The organism is Deltaproteobacteria bacterium GWC2_55_46 (assembly GCA_001595385.3).
In the GTDB taxonomy this organism is placed as follows: domain Bacteria; phylum Desulfobacterota; class GWC2-55-46; order GWC2-55-46; family GWC2-55-46; genus UBA5799.
Window position 1 is genome coordinate 375,355 of record LVEI03000001.1, and the last position, 17,017, is coordinate 392,371.

Here is a 17,017-nt window from a genome sequence, read left to right on the forward strand (position 1 = left end):
ATGCTAAAGGAGATGGTCAAGATCGTACGGCGAGATGTCATCGTGAGGCGGCTGAGAGGCGTTCTTGCCTTGTCGTATAAAAAGCTCTCATCTGTCGAGACCTCGATTATTATCCTCGGCCTCCTCGCCCTCTCCTTCATGGCTGGAAGCATATTCCCGCAGGGCGCTGATATGGACGATTACATTAATGATGGCGGCAGCTTCGTCTTTCCAGTAGAGGCGTTAGGCCTGCTCGACCTCTTTTCATCGCCAATCTTCCTCTTCCTCGCCGCTTTATTTATTCTCAACCTCGTCATCTGCACCTTTGGAAGGTACAAATCCCTTTTCGCCCAAAGGACCTTCCCCGGCCCCTTCGAGCCGGATAAAAGCTTCCTCGTAACGCAGGACGCTAATCGCGCGCACGAAGAGGTTAGACGGGTTGTAAAAGAGCTCCTCGGTTTCAGGCTCGTCGATAAGGATGGCCTCTGGACTGTGATGGAAAAAGGCCTTCCTTACCGCTGGTTGACGTGGGGCTACCACGCAGGCTTCGTAGTCTGCATGGCAGGGCTCGTCTTTACATTCCTCTTCGCCTATGATGATACGATGGCCCTTAAGGCGGGCTCGCCTCAAACTGTCATGCCTTCTACAACAGGCAACGCTCAGTCCATCTGGCAGGAGAAGAGCGCTCAAAGCGACTTTCATCTCCTTCTTGATGGCCTTTCAACCGAGTATGTCGAAACGCCGGTGCTCGATTACCCCGGTGACAGAAAATCGAGGCTCGCCATCGGGCTCGGCTGGCGAGCCCCCCAGTACAGGATCGAAGACGACCAGCTCTTCCCGACAGTCCGGAAGGCGCGCGTCAAGGTATTGCGCAGCAGCTCCACACTCGCCGAAGAAGATATCGAGACAAACAAGCCGCTTAAGTACGGCGGTTACGCCTTTTATATACTCGGCTTTGAGCAGGCATTGAAGCTCAGCATAAACGGCAGCCCTATACTCCTCGAAGCGAAGGCGGATAACACGGTCCTGATACCGGGGAGCACGTCTACACTTTTACTTGGCAGGCTTCGTTACGGCAATGTAACGAGGCTTGACGGCACTGTCGAGGAGCTCACCCCGTATGTAACGGTAAAATATGAGGATAGCGATGATGCCGCCAGATTAAGGCTTGGGGATTCCGTAATCGTTGACGGGACGGTCATAAGCCTTGCGGACTACACCGAATCTGCTCTATTGAGTTACAGGTACGACCCCGGCGTACCGCTCCTCTGGATAGGCGGCATCATCGTGCTGATCGCAATCTCTCTCCGGTTCTACGGCCCTTACTATCTCCTGGCCTACAGGGTGGACGACTCGGATTCTATCGTCTGCGTAAACCTGCATCTATCCACGAAGGGGATAGTCTCCTCACCTGAGACCGTCATGGCGAAGATCGAGCGTGAACTTGCCGCAAATGACCTTAAGCCGGTAGCCCTGCCCTCTCAACCCTGATTACTCCCCTCAAACATGGCAAAGCAAGGCGCGAGATGATAATATTTTAGAGTGGATATCAAAGCGTTCATAGACGAGATAACGGGCAGGGCAGACCTTAAGGAAGTGGTCCATCACGAGGTGTTGCCATCACGCGAGCCTCTCCTTGCCGAGACATCGGAGCCGTTGAGCCAGGAGGTAAAAGCGGCCCTCACCTCACTCGGTATCGATGGCCTCTTCAGCCATCAGGCAGAGGGCATCGACCTCGTAAGGCAGGGCAGGAACGTGGTCGTCATGACCCCGACCGCGAGCGGCAAGAGCCTTATCTATAATATCCCGGTTGCCGAGGCGATACTCAAAGACCCTGAGGCAAGGGCCATGTATATCTTTCCACTTAAGGGCCTTGAGCAGGACCAGCTCGGGGCCTTTCGCGAGCTTGCCTCCAGGCTGCCGCTCCCTCAGCATGAGAGCGCGGGAAAAGGCAGGAGAAAGGCTTATACCCCGGGCATATCAGAGATATACGACGGGGACACAAGCGCGTACAGGAGGAAAAAGATACGCGAATCTCCGCCGGCGGTAGTCCTCACAAACCCGGACATGATCCACCTCGCCATAAACCCGTTCCACCAGAAATGGGAACGGTTCCTTAAAAACCTCAAGTACGTGATAGTGGACGAGGTACACACCTACAGGGGGGTATTCGGCTCTCATGTGGCAAACGTCCTCCGGAGGCTCCGGAGGGTCGCGAGGCTCTACGGGAGCGACCCGGTCTTTATCGCCTGCTCCGCTACCATAGCAAACCCCGGTGAGCTTGCCCACATGCTCACCGGGCTGGAATTCGAGACGATAAGTAAAAGCGGCGCGCCGCAGGGCACCCGACATTTCGTCTTCCTTAATCCTTCGTTCGGCGTAAGCCCTTATACGGTTGCGACCCGCCTTTTCGCGTCATCGGTGCGCTCTGGCTTCAAGACCATCGCCTTCACAAAGGCGAGAAAGATAACCGAGCTTATGCACTCCTGGATAAACGACGGCTACCGCGACATAAGGGAATCGATAAGCTCATACCGCGCTGGGTTCCTGCCTGAAGAAAGGCGCGAGATAGAAAGGCGCCTCTTTAACGGCGAGCTCTCGGGCGTTATCTCAACGAGCGCGCTTGAGCTGGGAGTGGACATAGGCGGCCTTGACGTCTGCATACTGGTCGGCTACCCAGGCACCGTAAGCTCGACCTGGCAGAGGAGCGGGCGCGTGGGAAGGAGCGGCCGGGATTCCCTGATTGTCATGGTCGGCCTTGCCGACGCCCTCGACCAGTACTTCATGAGAAACCCCGCCGACTTTTTCAGGCGCAGGTCCGAGGCGGCGGTGCTCGACCCTGAGAACAGGCCCATAACGAAATCTCATCTGCTATGCGCGGCTACAGAGCGGTACTTGAAGGCGGACGACCGGTTTTATAATGTGCCTAGGTTAGCCCCGCTCATTGCAGAGCTTGAGGCGGAAGGCAAGATAAGGCGCGGCAAGCTCGACGTCTGGTTCTCCCGCAGGAAATACCCTCAGATGGAGGTATCGATAAGGGAGGCCGGCGAGGCCTACTCGATCATAAAAGAGGACGGGACGCTCCTTGGCGAGTCAAGCTCGTCACGGGTCCTCTACGACCTCCACCCCGGCGCCATCTATCTACACAAGGGCATGCAGTACAGAGTACATAAATTGGACATGCGCGACAGAGTGGTCCTCTGCAGGCCGGCCAATGACGTCATGTATTACACGCGTGCCATAACCAACGAAGAATCGGAGATACTTTCAGAGGACGATTCAATTGAACTCAGGAATACTATCGTCAAATTCGGCAGGCTCAGGATAACCGAGCGTATCCTCGGCTACAGGAAAAAGCAGATCTACACAGAGCAGGGGCTGGGAGAATTTCCGCTTGAACTCCCGCCATCGGTATTTACCACGACCGGCATATGGATGAAGGTGGGCGAGGACATCCTTGACGGGATAAAAAGAAAAGGCTTCAGCACCGGCGGCGCGCTCCACGCGGCAGAGCACGCGGCGATAGCGGCCCTGCCTCTCTTTGCGCTCTGCGACAGGATGGACCTTGGCGGCGTAAGCTACCCCATGAACACCGACCTTGGCAGCGCGGCCATATTCATATATGACGGCCACGAGGGCGGGGTAGGCCTCACCAGAAGGGGCTTCGAGTGTGTACGGGACTGGTTCTCGTCTACCGCGGCCCTCATGGAGGAGTGCTCATGCGAAGTAGCCTGCCCCTCTTGCACGCAGGACCCAAAGTGCGGCAACAACAACGAACCGCTCGATAAACGCGGGGCTATCATGATATTAAGGGACTGGCTCGGTAAATAACCAGGGCAAAAAAAAAGCCCCGCCGAAAGGCGGGGCGGTTATAACGACATTTAATCTTACAGCTCGTTCAACACCGCCTCACCCATCTCAACACAGCTGACCCTTTTCTTTCCTGGCTGCATGATATCGGCGGTCCTGTAGCCCTTGGCGAGCACCTTCTCTACGGCGCTCTCTATGATGTCAGAAGCCTCGTTCATGTCAAACGAGTACTTGAGCATCATCGCAGCCGAAAGGATGGTCGCGATGGGGTTCGCTATCCCCTTGCCAGCTATGTCAGGGGCGCTGCCGTGTATGGGCTCGTACATGGCCCTGTTCTTCTCGGCCCCAAGGCTCGCCGACGGGAGCATGCCTATAGAGCCCGTCAACATCGAGGCCTCGTCAGACAATATATCGCCGAAGGTGTTCTCGGTCACTATGACGTCGAACTGCTTCGGGTTCCTTATGAGCTGCATGGCGCAGTTGTCGACGTACATGTGGCTTAGCTCGATATCGGGGTACTCCCTGCTCATCCTGACGACGACCTTCCTCCAGAGCTCGGTCGTCTCAAGCACGTTTGCCTTGTCCACGCTGCAGAGCTTCTTCCCGCGTTTCCTGGCGACTTCAAAGCCTACCTTGGCGATGCGCTCTATCTCCGGGGTGGTGTAGACCATAGTGTTGACCCCGCGTTCGGTGCCGTCAGGTAGCTTCTCGATCCCCTTTGGTGTGCCGAAATAGAGCCCGCCCGTAAGCTCCCTCACGACAAGCAGGTCAACTCCTTCAATGACCTCCGCCTTCAGCGTAGAGGCTTCTATCAGCTCGTTGTATATCTTCGCGGGCCTCAGATTCGCAAAGAGTCCCAGCTCTTTCCTCAATGCCAGAAGAGCCCTCTCCGGCCTGATCGAATAATCAAGTGCTTCCCACTTGGTGCCGCCCACGGCCCCGAGCATGACCGCGTCGCTCCCGAGGGCGAGCTTCAATACGTCATCTGTAAGGGGATTTCCGTAGGCGTCTATCGAAGCGCCTCCGACAAGTGCCTCGGCAAGAACGAACTCGACGTTGAATTTTTTCCCGACGGCCTTGAGGACCTTTATGGCCTCGCCCATTATCTCAGGGCCTATCCCGTCTCCGGGCAATACCGCGACATTGAACCTTTTCACTTCAGTTGCTCCTTGGAAGAATTATAGATGCGCGCGAAAACAGGGACAAGGTCCTTTATACAAGTATGGCTGGCGGTACGCTACGCTTAAAACGTGCCGCCAGCTATCTTCTGCAGGACTTCCATGAAAGCTGCAAGGCCGCTCAAGGGTATGACGACCGTTGAGCGCCTGTCGTTCGAGAGCTCGGCTATCTGCAGGAACTTTCCACCCTCGTTTTCCTTAAGGTCCACAAATATCGTCTTGTTCTCTATGTGGAGCTTCTCGGTGGAGAGGACCTGGCTTTTAGCCCCTTCTCTCTTCATATATTCCCCCTCTTCCTTATCGACTCCATGAGCCCGCCTGCCTTTATAAGCTCCTGCATGAAAGGCGGCACAGGCCGGGCCATAAAGCTCCTGCCTTTGGTGAGGTTTACTATCTTGCCGCTAGCGATATCAACCTCGAGTATGTCTCCCTGGTCCGTTGAGGCGAAAACCTCTTCGGATTCGAGTATGGAAAGCCCCATGTTGAAAGAGTTCCTGTAGAATATCCTCGCGAAGCTCTTGGCTATGACGCAGGCGACCCCGGCGGCCTTAATAGCTATGGGCGCGTGCTCCCTCGACGAGCCGCAGCCGAAGTTCTTGTCTGCCAGTATTATGTCCCCAGGCTCTACCTTTGAAGCGAACGACGGGTCTTCGTCCTCCATGCAGTGGTTTGCCAGCTCCTTCGGGTCGGACGTATTGAGATACCTTGCCGGGATTATCTTGTCGGTATCGATGTCGGCTCCGAATTTCCAGACCTTGCCCTTGAAGTTCATCTGCTCACCTCAAAAAAATTCTTTTATGTTTTCTTTACCGTTACGAGCTGCAAAAACCTGTTCAGGAAAAATGAACGCCTGAAGTCTCTGAAACCGAGGCCTGTAAGGAGCGACTGCAGGTCTCCCCTCACCCATTCCTTCGCGCAATCTCCCTCGAAGAACGTGAACAAGAGCGATTGTGCCGCCCTTGTTGCGGCCCCTTCCGCCCTGTGAAAATCGAGTATGGCGAGCGTGCCGCCGTCTTTAATGACCCTTTTTGCCTCACCAAGCGCCACCATCGCGGCGGAAGGCGCTGCCTCGTGAAGCCCCATTGAGGCGATGACCCTGTCAAAAGAGGCGTCTGTAAAAGGCAGGGCTTGAGCTTCACCCCTAACAAGGCCCATCCGTACCCCGGCGCCCTTTGCCTTAACTCCCGCGGCCTTGAGCATGCCATGGGTTACGTCAAGGGCTGTAACGCTCGCGCCCATCCTCGCGGCCATTACGGAGAGCGTGGCAGTACCTGAAAATATCTCCAGGACCCGCTGCCCCTCTTTTATGCCTGCCTCATCAAGGAGCCTTCTCCTCAAGGCCTCCTCACCGCCAAATGGGAGCGCGGCAAGCCTTACGCCCAGGTCATAGAGCGGTGCAAGCAAGTCATAAAGGAAGTAATGCGAGGGACGGGATCTTCTCATGGTATGGCTTTCAAAGCCCGGCCCTCAAGACATCCTTACTTTGATACCTCGTCAGGGTGAGCTATCCTGCCCATTACGGCTGATGCCGCGGCGATAGCCGGGCTGGCGAGGTAGACCTCGCTTTTGGGGTCGCCCATCCTTCCGACGAAGTTCCTGTTCGTGGTGGCAACAGCCCTCTCTCCGGCGGCGAGTATGCCCATGTGGCCGCCGAGGCACGGGCCGCAGGTGGGCGGGCTTATGACCGCGCCTGCCTTGAGGAATATGTCAAAGTAACCGAGCTTCATCGCCTCGCTGTAGATGAGCGGGGTCGCCGGTATTACGATGAGCCTTACGTACTTGGCGGCCTTCTTGCCCTTTAATATCTTCGCCGCTACCTTCAAGTCCTCAAGCCTGCCGTTGGTGCACGAGCCTATGATGACCTGGTCTATGGTGATGTTCTTAAGCTCCGAGACGTTCTTCGTGTTCTCAGGAAGGTGCGGGCACGCAACCGTCGGCTCTATCTTCGAGCAGTCGTACTCGATGGTCTTGCAATACTGCGCGTCTGGGTCGCTCTCGTAAAACTTGTATGGCCTTTCGGCCCTCTTCTCGACGTAAGCCTTTGTGGCGGCGTCAGGGGCTATTATGCCGCTTTTCGCCCCAGCTTCTATCGCCATGTTACACATGGTCATCCTGGATTCCATCGAGAGCTTCTCTATCACCGGGCCGCATAATTCCATCGCCTTGTAGAGCGCGCCGTCGACGCCTATGTCGCCGATGACCCTGAGTATCAGGTCCTTGCCGCCCACCCATTTATTGAGCTTTCCTCTGAAGACGAACCTCATCGACTCCGGCACCTTGAACCATATCTGTCCTGTGACCATGACCGCGGCCAGGTCGGTAGAGCCTACACCGGTTGAGAAGGCGCCGAGCGCCCCGTATGTGCAGGTGTGTGAGTCCGCCCCTATGACCACGTCGCCGGGGAGCACTATGCCCTTCTCGGGAAGGAGCGCGTGCTCGACACCCACGTCCCCGCCCTCGAAGTAATGGGTAAGCTTCTGCTCTTTAGCGAAGTCGCGCAGTATCTTCACCTGTGTTGCGCTCTTTATGTCCTTATTAGGGGTGAAGTGGTCGGGTACAAGCACGACCTTATTTCTGTTGAATACCTTCTTCGCGCCGATCCGTTTGAACTCATGGATGGCTATCGGAGCCGTTATGTCGTTGCCAAGGGCGATATCGACCTTCGCGTTGATGAGCTGTCCTGGAGCTACCTCTTTCAAACCGGCGTGCCTGGCGAGGATCTTCTCTGTAATCGTCATCTGCCTCATAAAGTCTTCAGCAACCTCTCACTTTCTCAAGGGATTAAATAGACACTGACCGCCTTTAAAAAGACGAACATGTCCGCGATAGTTTACAACACCAGGCTTTCGCGCCTGTCCTTCTTCCTGTACTCGAGCCTGTTGAGCGCGTTTATATATGCCTTCGCGCTCGCCACTATTATATCGGTATGCGAGCCCTGGCCGAGGACGATCTGCTCGCCCTCCCTGAGCCTCACCGTGACCTCTCCCTGCGCGTCAGTGCCGCCTGTGATGGCGTTTACGGAGTACTTGAGGAGCGTACTCTTCGTGCCGGTTATCTTCGCGATGACGTTATAGGCCGCGTCAACCGGCCCGTCGCCGGATCCGGACTCCTTTACGGTCGCGCCCCCGACCTCCATCTCGACCTCGGCGGAAGGGGTGGTGTCGGTGCCGCTCTTCACATTGAGCTTTACGAGCCTGTACCTGTCGGGCATTTCTATACGAAGGACCTCGTCCTGGACTATGGCCTCGATGTCCTCGTCAAAGACCTCTTTTTTCTGGTCAGCGAGCTTCTTGAACCTCTCGAATGCCTTGTCGAGCCCCTCTGTGGAAAGCTCGTAGCCGAGCTCGGCGAGCCTTGTCTTGAAGGCGTGCCGCCCGGAGTGCTTTCCCATGACGAGCGTGGAGCGGGAGATGCCGACCGACTCGGGCACCATTATCTCGTAGGTCGACTTATCCTTCAAGAGGCCGTCCTGGTGTATGCCGGACTCGTGCGCAAAAGCGTTGTCGCCGACGATGGCCTTGTTGGGCTGCACCATGATGCCCGTTATGCCGCTTACGAGCCTGCTCGTCGGGTATATCTGCTCCGTCACGATGCCTGTGTCAAGGCCGAGGATGTCCTTTCTGGTCTTGAGTATCATGACTATCTCTTCGAGAGAGGCGTTACCCGCCCTCTCGCCGATGCCGTTTATAGTGCACTCGATCTGTCTGGCGCCGTTCACCACGGCCGCGAGCGAATTAGCTACCGAAAGCCCCAGGTCATTATGGCAGTGTACCGATATCACGGCCCTGTCGATGTTCCTTACGTTCTCCCTTATGCCCCTTATGAGCGCGCCGAACTGCTCAGGGAGGGCGTAGCCGACGGTATCCGGTATGTTGACCGTACACGCCCCGGCCTCTATTACAGCCTCTATCATCTCATAGAGGAAGGCTGGCTCTGTGCGGGAGGCGTCCATGGCCGAGAACTCCACGTCCTCCATGTGCCCCCGCGCCATCTTGACCATCTCTATGGCCCGTTCAAGCGCCTGCTTCTGAGTCAGCCTGAACTGGTGCTTGAGATGTATTTCAGAGGTCGAGATAAAGGTGTGTATCCTTGTTTTTGGAGCGCCCTTGAGAGCGGCGGCGGCGGCGTCTATGTCCTCCGGCTTGCACCTCGCCAGGCTGCAGATGACAGGCCCCTCGACCTCGTGCGCTATCCTCCTTACGCTGTCGAAGTCCCCCGGAGAGCTATAGGCGAAACCCGCCTCTATTACGTCTACGCCGAGCTTGGCGAGCTGCTTGGCGACGGTTATCTTCTCCTCGGCGTTCATAGAGGCGCCGGGGGACTGCTCACCGTCCCTTAAAGTGGTATCGAATATCCTTACCCTGTTCTCCGTCATCTTCCTACCTGTTGGCCCCGGCCTCTTTAGGCTCTCGCCTGTCCTTGGCGGGCGCTTTTAAGTTTATCTTCCTTCTCCTGTCTATCAAGGTCGTTATCGGCCCGGAGGCCACGTACCCGAAGGTAAGAAGGAATAGCATCAGCTGCGGGTTCGCGGCCACGACTATCAATAGGAAGATAAGCCCGACAAGAAACCTGAAAGGCATCCTCTGTGAGAGGCTAAACTCCTTGAAGCTGTAATAGTGCACGTTGCTTATCATGAGGAAGGCCAGCGCGTAGACGATCACGAGCACGGTCACGTGCTTGACCATCTCCTCGCCCCTGCCGATATAGAAGAACATGAGGACGGTCGTGCAGACGAGAGCGGCCGCGGCAGGGATCGGAAGGCCGTTGAAGCGCTTGCTCTCTACGGTGGTTATCTGGACGTTGAACCGCGCCAGCCTCAAAGCCCCGCATACGACGTACAGGAACGCGGCGAGCCATCCGTACCTTCCGAAAGGCCTCAATGCCCATGTGAAGACGAGCACTCCAGGGGCGAGCCCGAAGGCTATGAGGTCGGCCAGAGAATCATACTCGACCCCGAACTTGCTGCTCGACCCGGTGAGCCTTGCTATCCTGCCGTCCAGGCCGTCGAGTATGCCGGATATTATGATGGCTATCGCGGCGTACTCGAAGTTGCCGTCGAGCGAGGCGATGATGGCGTAAAAGCCGCCGAAAAGGCTCGCCGAGGTAATCAGGTTCGGAAGGAGATAGACCCCCTTCTTGATCTTTTTCTTCTGGCTGTTCTCGATATTTATCTCGTTATCAAGCATCCCAGCACCCCAGTATTGAAGAGCCAGCCCTGACCTTCTCCCCGACCTTTACCGTCGGGGTGCAGCCGGCTGGCAGATATACGTCTACCCTCGAACCGAACCTTATAAGCCCGAACCTCTGCCCCTTCTCGAAGCTCATCCCGGCCTTCGCGTAGCAGACTATCCTTCTGGCTATGAGGCCGGCTATCTGGTTGAAGGCGAACCTCCTGCCGTTTTCAGCCTCCATTATGACGGCGTTCTGCTCGTTGTGAAGCGAGGCCTTGTCGAGCGAGGCGTTGAAGAACTTTCCAGGGTTGTATATGACGTCAACGACCCTGCCTGAGGCAGGGACCCTGTTCACATGGACGTTGAAGACGTTCATGAATATACAGATACGCAGCACCTCGGCTTTAAGGAACTTTTCATCCCTTACCCGCTCCACCTTTATCACCTTGCCATCGGCGGGGCTTATTATCGCGTTCGCGTCTGCCGGAACAACCCTTTCCGGGTCCCTGAAAAAAGCCAGAACGAAAACGCCCAAAGGCGCGAAAAACAGCTCCAACCATACCAAGCCCGCAATCCATATAACAATTATACAAAATAACGCCGCCAGTATAAAGGGATAACCTTCCCTGGCAACCGGGATCCTTGCCAACTAAAAACCTCCGTAAACTGCCTTCTATTAAATAGATACCCTCCCCTGACGGGGAGGGTATCTATGAACAACCCTCGTAGCGGCTTGTCAGTTCCTTGCCTTGTCTACTATCTTCCCCTTCTTGAGCCAGGGCATCATGTCGCGAAGCCTTGAGCCTACTTCCTCTATCTTGTGCTCCTGTCCCATCCTCGTGAGGGCGGTAAAGAGGGGCTTATTCGCCCTGTTCTCCAATATCCAGTCCCTCGCGAACTCGCCGGACTGTATCTCGCGGAGGATCTTCTTCATCTCTTTCTTGGTCTCATCCGTGATTATGCGCGGCCCTCTGGTGAGGTCGCCATACTGGGCGGTATTGCTTATCGAGTACCTCATGTTCGATATGCCGCCTTCGTAGATGAGGTCGACGATGAGCTTCATCTCATGCAGGCACTCGAAGTAGGCCATCTCCGGCGGGTAGCCCGCCTCGGTGAGCGTTTCAAAGCCGGCCTGTATGAGGGCGCTCACGCCGCCGCACAGTACCGCCTGCTCTCCGAAAAGGTCGGTCTCGGTCTCGTCCTTGAAGTTGGTCTCTATTATGCCAGCCCTGCCCCCGCCGATGGCGCTCGCGTAAGCGAGAGCGATCTCTAAAGTATCACCGGAGGCGTCCTGGTGGACGGCCACAAGTGTCGGTACTCCGGCGCCCCTGGTGTACTCGTGCCTCACAAGGTGTCCCGGCCCCTTGGGCGCCGCCATGAAGATGTTACTGGACTTATCGGGCGTTATCTGCGAGAAATGGATGCTGAAGCCGTGCGCGAAGGCAAGGTAAGCGCCCTTCCTGAGGTTCGGGCCTATCTCGGTCTTGTAGAGGTCGCCCTGCAGCTCGTCCGGCACGAGGACCATGACCACGTCAGCCCCTTTTACCGCATCCGCCACGTTCATGACCTTAAGCCCGGCGGCCTCGGCCTTCTTCCACGACCCGCCGTCCTTCCTCAAGCCGACGACCACGTCAACGCCGCTATCATTCAGGTTCTGAGAGTGAGCGTGCCCCTGGCTCCCGAAACCGATGACAGCGACCTTCTTGGACTTTATCTTCTCCAGATTGGCGTCCTTGTCATAATAGACCTTCATTAATCAGCGTCCTCCTAAGGATTTTTCGTAGTAAGTATCACTTCTGCTTCGGGCTTCTGGCCATCGCCACCCTGCCGGTCCTGACTATTTCCTTTATCCCGAAGGGGCGAAGAAGCTCTGTCATGGCCCTTATCTTCTCCTCATCCCCTGTTATCTCTACCGTGTAGGTGCGCGGGCTCACGTCGACGACCTTGGCCCTGAATATGTCAACGATAGATATTATCTCTGCCCTGGTCTCCGCCGTGAGGTTCACCTTTATGAGGGCAAGCTCCCTTTCGATATGCTCTTCGCTCGTGAAATCATAGACCTTGATGACGTTTACGAGCTTGTTGAGCTGCTTGTTTATCTGCTCTAAGACCTTGTCGTCCCCGCTCGTGACTATGGTCATCCGGGATATCTGGGGGTCGAGGGTTTCCGCTACGGAGAGGCTCTCAATGTTAAAGCCCCTACCGGAGAAGAGCCCCGATATCCTTGAGAGGACACCGAATTCGTTCGTGACAAGCACTGATATCGTATGGCGCACAAAAAAACCTCCGGAAAAACTCAAACTTAAACGAGCAGCATCTTGTTGATGGGCTGGCCGGCAGGGACCATCGGGTAGACCCCCTCGAACTGGTCGACCCTGAAGTCCATGAGCACGGGCTTGCCCTTTATCGCCAGCCCCTGCCGCAGCACCTTCTCTACCTCTTCAGGCTTCGTGGCCCTCAAGCCCGCCGCCCCATAGGCCTCGGCGAGTTTTACGAAGTCCGGGGCAACCGAGATGCAGGTATGGGAGTACCTCTTCTGATAGAAGAGCTCCTGCCATTGCCTGACCATCCCGAGGACCATGTTGTTGAGTATCACCACCTTGACCGGAAGCTTGTACTGCACGGCTGTGGCGAGCTCCTGTATGTTCATCTGCAAAGACCCGTCACCCGCTATGTCCACGACGGTCTTCCCTGGGAAGGCTATCTGCGCTCCTATGGCCGCGGGGAAGCCAAAGCCCATGGTGCCAAGGCCGCCTGACGTAAGGAAGGTGCGCGCCTTGTCATATTTAAAGAACTGGGCGGCCCACATCTGGTTCTGCCCGACCTCGGTCGTGATTATGGCGTCCCCGCCGGTCAGGTCGTAGAGCTTGTCGATGACGAACTGAGGCTTTATCTTGCCCTTTGGCTCCTGCTTATAAGACAGCCTGTGGTTGGCGTCCCACCCGGCTACCTCGTTACGCCAGCCCTCGATGCCCTTCCTCTGCTCCTTGAGCGACTTGGGGAGGGCCTTGATGATCTCCTTCAAGACCGTCTTTACATCCCCGACTATCGGGATATCAACCTTGACGTTCTTGCTGATGGAGGTCGGGTCTATGTCTATGTGCACTATGCTGGCGTACGGAGCGAACTCGTCTATCTTGCCCGTCACCCTGTCGTCGAACCTCGCGCCGACGGCTATGAGGCAGTCGGTGTTTGTGACAGCCATGTTGGCGCAATAGGTGCCGTGCATGCCGAGCATACCCATGAAAAGAGGATGGGTGCCCGGGAAGGCGCCGAGGCCCATGAGGGTCAATGTGGTCGGGATGCCGAGCTTCTCAGAAAAGGACAAAAGCTCTTCCGACGCATCCGACAGGATCACCCCGCCTCCAGCGTACACTACCGGCCTCTTGGCGGAAAGTATCAGGTCGATCGCCCTCTTTATCTGGCCAGGATGCCCCTTGTAATTGGGCTGATAGCTGTCGATAGTGACCTTTTCAGGGTATTTATATTCCTGCAGCCTGTCGTTAAGAACGTCTTTCGGGATATCGACGAGCACGGGCCCCGGCCTTCCGGTAGTAGCGATGTAGAAGGCCTCCTTCACTATCCTCGGCAGGTCCCTCACGTCCTTGATCAGGTAGTTGTGCTTTGTGCACGGCCTGGTGATGCCGACGATATCGGCCTCCTGGAAGGCGTCGTTCCCTATGAGGGCCGTTGGCACCTGCCCGGTGAATACCACAATCGGGATAGAGTCCATGTAGGCCGTGGCGATGCCTGTAACGGTATTGGTGGCTCCGGGGCCTGAGGTTACGATGACGACGCCGGGCTTGCCGTTCGCCCTCGCGTAGCCGTCCGCCATGTGTACCGCCCCCTGCTCGTGCCTTACGAGTATGTGCCTTAACGAGGCGTCATAGAGCGCGTCATATATGGGGAGCACCGCCCCGCCCGGGAAGCCGAATACGGTGTCAACGCCTTCCTTGATGAGACATTCGATCAAAATCTCAGCGCCGCTTCTCTTGTTCATTTCATTATCCGTCCCGTTTTTCCGCTCAGCCCTTTACAACCGCGCCGGTATTCGCTGACGTTACCACCTTTGCGTACCTGGCGAGCCAACCGCCCTTTATCTTGGGGGAAGGCATCTTCCACGCCTTCCTTCTCTCGGCAAGCTCCTTCTCGCTTACCTTAAGCTCTATCTTCCTCGCCGGGATATCAAGCTCTATCACATCACCGTCTTTAACGAGGGCTATGGGGCCGCCCTCCATGGCCTCCGGCGAGATGTGCCCTATGCAGGGCCCCCTTGTGCCGCCTGAGAACCTGCCGTCTGTTATAAGCGCAACGCTTTCTCCAAGGCCCATGCCCATCAACGTGGCCGTCGGAGCGAGCATCTCCCTCATGCCAGGGCCGCCCTTGGGCCCTTCATACCTTATGACCAGCACCTCTCCGGCTTTTATCCGGCGACCGAGTATGGCCTTCATGGCGGCCTCTTCTGAATCAAAGACCCTGGCCTTGCCTGTAAACCGCATCATCTTCTCGCTTACGCCGGATTGCTTGACGACAGCTCCGAGAGGGGCGATGTTGCCTTTCAGTACCGCAATGCCGCCTTCCTTGTGGTAGGCTTCACCAAGCGGCTTTATGACCTTCTCATCGATGAAATCGACGCTCTCTATAAGCGCCTTTATCTTCTTGCCGGAGACCGTCGGGTTGTCCTTCACGAGGCCGCGGAGCCTGTAAAGGAGCGCCCCCATACCGCCAGCCCAGTGGAGGTCTTCCATGTAATATTCGCCGACCGGCTCAAGGGACGTGATATGAGGGGTCGTGCGGCTTAAGGTATCAAATGCCTCAAGCGGAAGCTTCACCCCCGCCTCATTCGCTATCGCAAGGAGATGAAGGACCGTATTTGACGACCCGCCGAGGGCGAGGTCCGCCCTTATGGCGTTCTCGAAGGCCGCCTTCGTCAGTATCTTCCTCGGCGTTATGTTCTTTTTCACAAGCTCTACTATGCGCACGCCGCTGTCAAAGGCTATCCTTCTTTTATCGGCTGAGTTGGCAAGCGCAGTGCCGCAAAACGGAAGCGACATGCCCATAACCTCAGTAAGGCAGCTCATGGTATTCGCCGTATAGAGCCCCTGGCAGCTGCCGGCGCCTGGGCAGGCCCCTGTCTCGCAAGAGTTGAGCTCTTCTTTCGTTATCTCGCCCTTCCTGAAACGGCCCATGGCCTCGAAGGTGTCGCGGATAAACGACGTCCTCCTGCCCCTGTACCTGCCAGTGAGCATTGGACCGGCCGTGACCACGATGGACGGGATATTGAGGCGCGCCGCGGCCATCAGCATGCCGGGCGTGATCTTATCGCAGTTCGTGAGGAGCACGAGGCCGTCAAAGGCGTGCGCCTCCGCGACTGTCTCGACCATGTCGGCGATAAGCTCCCTTGAGGGAAGCGAATAGTGCATGCCCCTGTGCCCCATGGCTATCCCGTCGCATATCCCTGGCAGGCCGAAGAGCATGGGGTATCCGCCGCCGGTGTGGACGCCTTTTTCTATGAACCTTTCAAGGTCCCTCATCCCGACGTGGCCTGGTATGAGGTCTGTAAAGCTTGAGGCTATCCCTATGAAGGGCTTTTTCATCTCCCCTGTGGGAACGCCTGTGGCGTAGAGCAGGGCCCTGTGCGGGACCCTTTCAAGCCCTTTTTTTATCCTGTCGCTGCGATTTGCCATCTCGAGTGCGTGTTGCCCCTTTCTCAATGCCTTCTGTAATCGGAGAGCCTCTTTTCCATCTCGTCTTTCAATGCGAGCTTGAGCTTCTTGAGCCTGTTCTTCTCCATCTTCTCATTAGGGCTCAGGGTCGGCTTCTTCTCCATCTTGGCTATCTTGTTCTCGTAATCCTGGTGGGTCTTAAAGGTCTTTCTGAACCCCTCGTCCTCATCAAGAAGCTTTTTGACGATCTCGTCGCGTTTTTCCATAAAAGCCACCTTTTTTCCACCTGAAGGTTTTGGATGGGTTATCTTAACCGCGCCCACTTTGATTTAAATACTTATAATTGCGCCTTCCTTCACAAAAGAGCCTTTAAAGCCCTTAATTTTTAAGGGCAAATGCAGATATTTTATAATAACCTAACCGGGAATGCTTTGTCAATTTGATACTAAACAGATATTTTGCCAAAAACAATAGTAAAAATGATTTTTTATACCGTTATTGTCACTAAGTCCATACAAACAATCATGACGGCCTTTTAAGCTCCGCCTCGGATTTCCTAAGATATATCGGGGAAAGCGCCGCAGGCTCTACCGCCTCATCCAAACGGTCAAACGCCAGGAGGCCGACGTTCGCTGCCTTTATCTGCCAGAGCGGCTGACTGGCGACTTTAGCGCCGCCCAGGGCGTCGCTAAAGATATCGAGGTAGGCGGTAAGGCCGCTCCCAAGAAAGATTATATCATCTCCGAGGTTCATCTCCGAGACGGTCTTCACCAGGTCGTCAGGGCTCATGACCGAATCGGGCAGCACGGCCCTTGGAAGGCCCGAGACGGTATCGTAAAGGGCGGCATATACCTCGCCCTTTCGAGCGTCAAGCACCGGGCATACCATCTTTCTGGAATAAGGGATATTCATGGCGAGGGAGGCAAGGGTCGAGACACCGGCCACCTTCCTTCCAGTGGACCAGGCAAGGCCTTTTAGAGTGGATATCCCGATCCTCAAGCCGGTGAACGAGCCTGGGCCGATATCAGCCGCGAAGATGTCGATAGCGGCCACAGGACATCGGGCGCTTTCCAGATGGGACTTTATTGAACCAAGGAGCCAGTTCGAGTGCGTCCCGGCGTCCCCGACAGTCCATTCTGAAATGAGCCTTCTGTCCTCGATAAGGGCTATGGAGCCCGACGAGGAAGAGGTGTCGATCGATAGGACCTTCAAT

Annotated in this window: 16 protein-coding genes; 2 read left to right on the forward strand and 14 right to left on the reverse strand. The window is 56.1% G+C overall.

The window, feature by feature from the left end:
* Positions 1-1,470: a hypothetical protein gene (locus tag A2V21_301775; protein ID OIJ73102.1), complete on the forward strand. Its 1,470-nt coding sequence runs from the start codon at positions 1-3 to the stop codon at positions 1,468-1,470.
* Between the two features lie 51 nt (positions 1,471-1,521).
* A complete protein-coding gene (locus A2V21_301780; protein OIJ73103.1) occupies positions 1,522-3,810 on the forward strand; it encodes a hypothetical protein in 2,289 nt (762 codons plus the stop codon).
* 56 nt (positions 3,811-3,866) lie between these two features.
* Here A2V21_301780 and A2V21_301785 read toward each other — a convergent pair whose 3' ends face one another.
* The 14 genes from A2V21_301785 to A2V21_301850 all read right to left on the reverse strand — a co-directional run bounded on the left by A2V21_301785 (position 3,867) and on the right by A2V21_301850 (position 17,016).
* Positions 3,867-4,892: a 3-isopropylmalate dehydrogenase gene (locus tag A2V21_301785; GenBank protein OIJ75003.1), complete on the reverse strand. Its 1,026-nt coding sequence runs from the start codon at positions 4,890-4,892 to the stop codon at positions 3,867-3,869.
* 140 nt (positions 4,893-5,032) lie between these two features.
* The gene (locus tag A2V21_301790) at positions 5,033-5,248 is read right to left on the reverse strand and encodes a hypothetical protein (GenBank protein OIJ73104.1); all 216 of its coding nucleotides are present in this window, start codon (positions 5,246-5,248) and stop codon (positions 5,033-5,035) included.
* Positions 5,245-5,739, reverse strand: coding sequence for a 3-isopropylmalate dehydratase small subunit (gene leuD, locus A2V21_301795; protein ID OIJ73105.1), 495 nt, complete (start codon positions 5,737-5,739; stop codon positions 5,245-5,247). The genes A2V21_301790 and leuD overlap by 4 nt, the downstream gene beginning before the upstream one ends.
* A gap of 23 nt (positions 5,740-5,762) precedes the next feature.
* Positions 5,763-6,410, reverse strand: coding sequence for a hypothetical protein (locus A2V21_301800; protein ID OIJ73106.1), 648 nt, complete (start codon positions 6,408-6,410; stop codon positions 5,763-5,765).
* Between the two features lie 35 nt (positions 6,411-6,445).
* On the reverse strand, positions 6,446-7,705 hold the full coding sequence (locus A2V21_301805) for a 3-isopropylmalate dehydratase large subunit (protein ID OIJ75004.1): 1,260 nt from the start codon (positions 7,703-7,705) through the stop codon (positions 6,446-6,448).
* Positions 7,706-7,797: 92 nt separating this feature from the next.
* Positions 7,798-9,342, reverse strand: a complete 1,545-nt coding sequence (locus A2V21_301810; protein ID OIJ73107.1) for a 2-isopropylmalate synthase — start codon at positions 9,340-9,342, stop codon at positions 7,798-7,800.
* A 4-nt stretch (positions 9,343-9,346) separates the two neighbouring features.
* Positions 9,347-10,153, reverse strand: coding sequence for a CDP-diacylglycerol--serine O-phosphatidyltransferase (locus tag A2V21_301815; GenBank protein ID OIJ73108.1), 807 nt, complete (start codon positions 10,151-10,153; stop codon positions 9,347-9,349).
* The gene (locus A2V21_301820) at positions 10,146-10,787 is read right to left on the reverse strand and encodes a phosphatidylserine decarboxylase (protein OIJ73109.1); all 642 of its coding nucleotides are present in this window, start codon (positions 10,785-10,787) and stop codon (positions 10,146-10,148) included. The genes A2V21_301815 and A2V21_301820 overlap by 8 nt, the downstream gene beginning before the upstream one ends.
* Before the next feature lie 87 nt (positions 10,788-10,874).
* Complete coding sequence (locus A2V21_301825; GenBank protein ID OIJ73110.1) at positions 10,875-11,891, reverse strand: ketol-acid reductoisomerase; 1,017 nt, start codon at positions 11,889-11,891, stop codon at positions 10,875-10,877.
* A gap of 37 nt (positions 11,892-11,928) precedes the next feature.
* Positions 11,929-12,414, reverse strand: coding sequence for an acetolactate synthase small subunit (locus A2V21_301830; GenBank protein ID OIJ73111.1), 486 nt, complete (start codon positions 12,412-12,414; stop codon positions 11,929-11,931).
* A gap of 26 nt (positions 12,415-12,440) precedes the next feature.
* The gene (locus A2V21_301835; protein OIJ73112.1) at positions 12,441-14,138 is read right to left on the reverse strand and encodes an acetolactate synthase, large subunit, biosynthetic type; all 1,698 of its coding nucleotides are present in this window, start codon (positions 14,136-14,138) and stop codon (positions 12,441-12,443) included.
* A 25-nt stretch (positions 14,139-14,163) separates the two neighbouring features.
* Positions 14,164-15,825: a dihydroxy-acid dehydratase gene (locus A2V21_301840; GenBank protein OIJ73113.1), complete on the reverse strand. Its 1,662-nt coding sequence runs from the start codon at positions 15,823-15,825 to the stop codon at positions 14,164-14,166.
* A 23-nt stretch (positions 15,826-15,848) separates the two neighbouring features.
* Positions 15,849-16,070 carry a hypothetical protein gene (locus A2V21_301845; protein OIJ73114.1) on the reverse strand — a complete coding sequence of 74 codons (222 nt, stop codon included), beginning with the start codon at positions 16,068-16,070 and terminating at the stop codon, positions 15,849-15,851.
* Positions 16,071-16,326: 256 nt separating this feature from the next.
* Positions 16,327-17,016 carry a tRNA (adenosine(37)-N6)-threonylcarbamoyltransferase complex dimerization subunit type 1 TsaB gene (locus A2V21_301850; protein OIJ73115.1) on the reverse strand — a complete coding sequence of 230 codons (690 nt, stop codon included), beginning with the start codon at positions 17,014-17,016 and terminating at the stop codon, positions 16,327-16,329.
* Between the last annotated feature and the right edge of the window lies 1 nt (position 17,017).

Excerpts from the sequence above, each read along its gene's own strand:
- A2V21_301825 (OIJ73110.1), bottom strand. The coding sequence starts at position 11,891 with ATGAAGGTCTATTATGACAAGGACGCCAATCTGGAGAAGATAAAGTCC.
- A2V21_301810 (OIJ73107.1), bottom strand. The coding sequence starts at position 9,342 with ATGACGGAGAACAGGGTAAGGATATTCGATACCACTTTAAGGGACGGT.
- leuD (OIJ73105.1), bottom strand. The coding sequence starts at position 5,739 with ATGAACTTCAAGGGCAAGGTCTGGAAATTCGGAGCCGACATCGATACC.
- A2V21_301845 (OIJ73114.1), bottom strand. The coding sequence starts at position 16,070 with ATGGAAAAACGCGACGAGATCGTCAAAAAGCTTCTTGATGAGGACGAG.
- A2V21_301835 (OIJ73112.1), bottom strand. The coding sequence starts at position 14,138 with ATGAACAAGAGAAGCGGCGCTGAGATTTTGATCGAATGTCTCATCAAG.
- A2V21_301775 (OIJ73102.1), top strand. The coding sequence starts at position 1 with ATGCTAAAGGAGATGGTCAAGATCGTACGGCGAGATGTCATCGTGAGG.
- A2V21_301840 (OIJ73113.1), bottom strand. The coding sequence starts at position 15,825 with ATGGCAAATCGCAGCGACAGGATAAAAAAAGGGCTTGAAAGGGTCCCG.
- A2V21_301790 (OIJ73104.1), bottom strand. The coding sequence starts at position 5,248 with ATGAAGAGAGAAGGGGCTAAAAGCCAGGTCCTCTCCACCGAGAAGCTC.
- A2V21_301785 (OIJ75003.1), bottom strand. The coding sequence starts at position 4,892 with ATGGGCGAGGCCATAAAGGTCCTCAAGGCCGTCGGGAAAAAATTCAAC.
- A2V21_301805 (OIJ75004.1), bottom strand. The coding sequence starts at position 7,705 with ATGACGATTACAGAGAAGATCCTCGCCAGGCACGCCGGTTTGAAAGAG.
- A2V21_301800 (OIJ73106.1), bottom strand. The coding sequence starts at position 6,410 with ATGAGAAGATCCCGTCCCTCGCATTACTTCCTTTATGACTTGCTTGCA.
- A2V21_301815 (OIJ73108.1), bottom strand. The coding sequence starts at position 10,153 with ATGCTTGATAACGAGATAAATATCGAGAACAGCCAGAAGAAAAAGATC.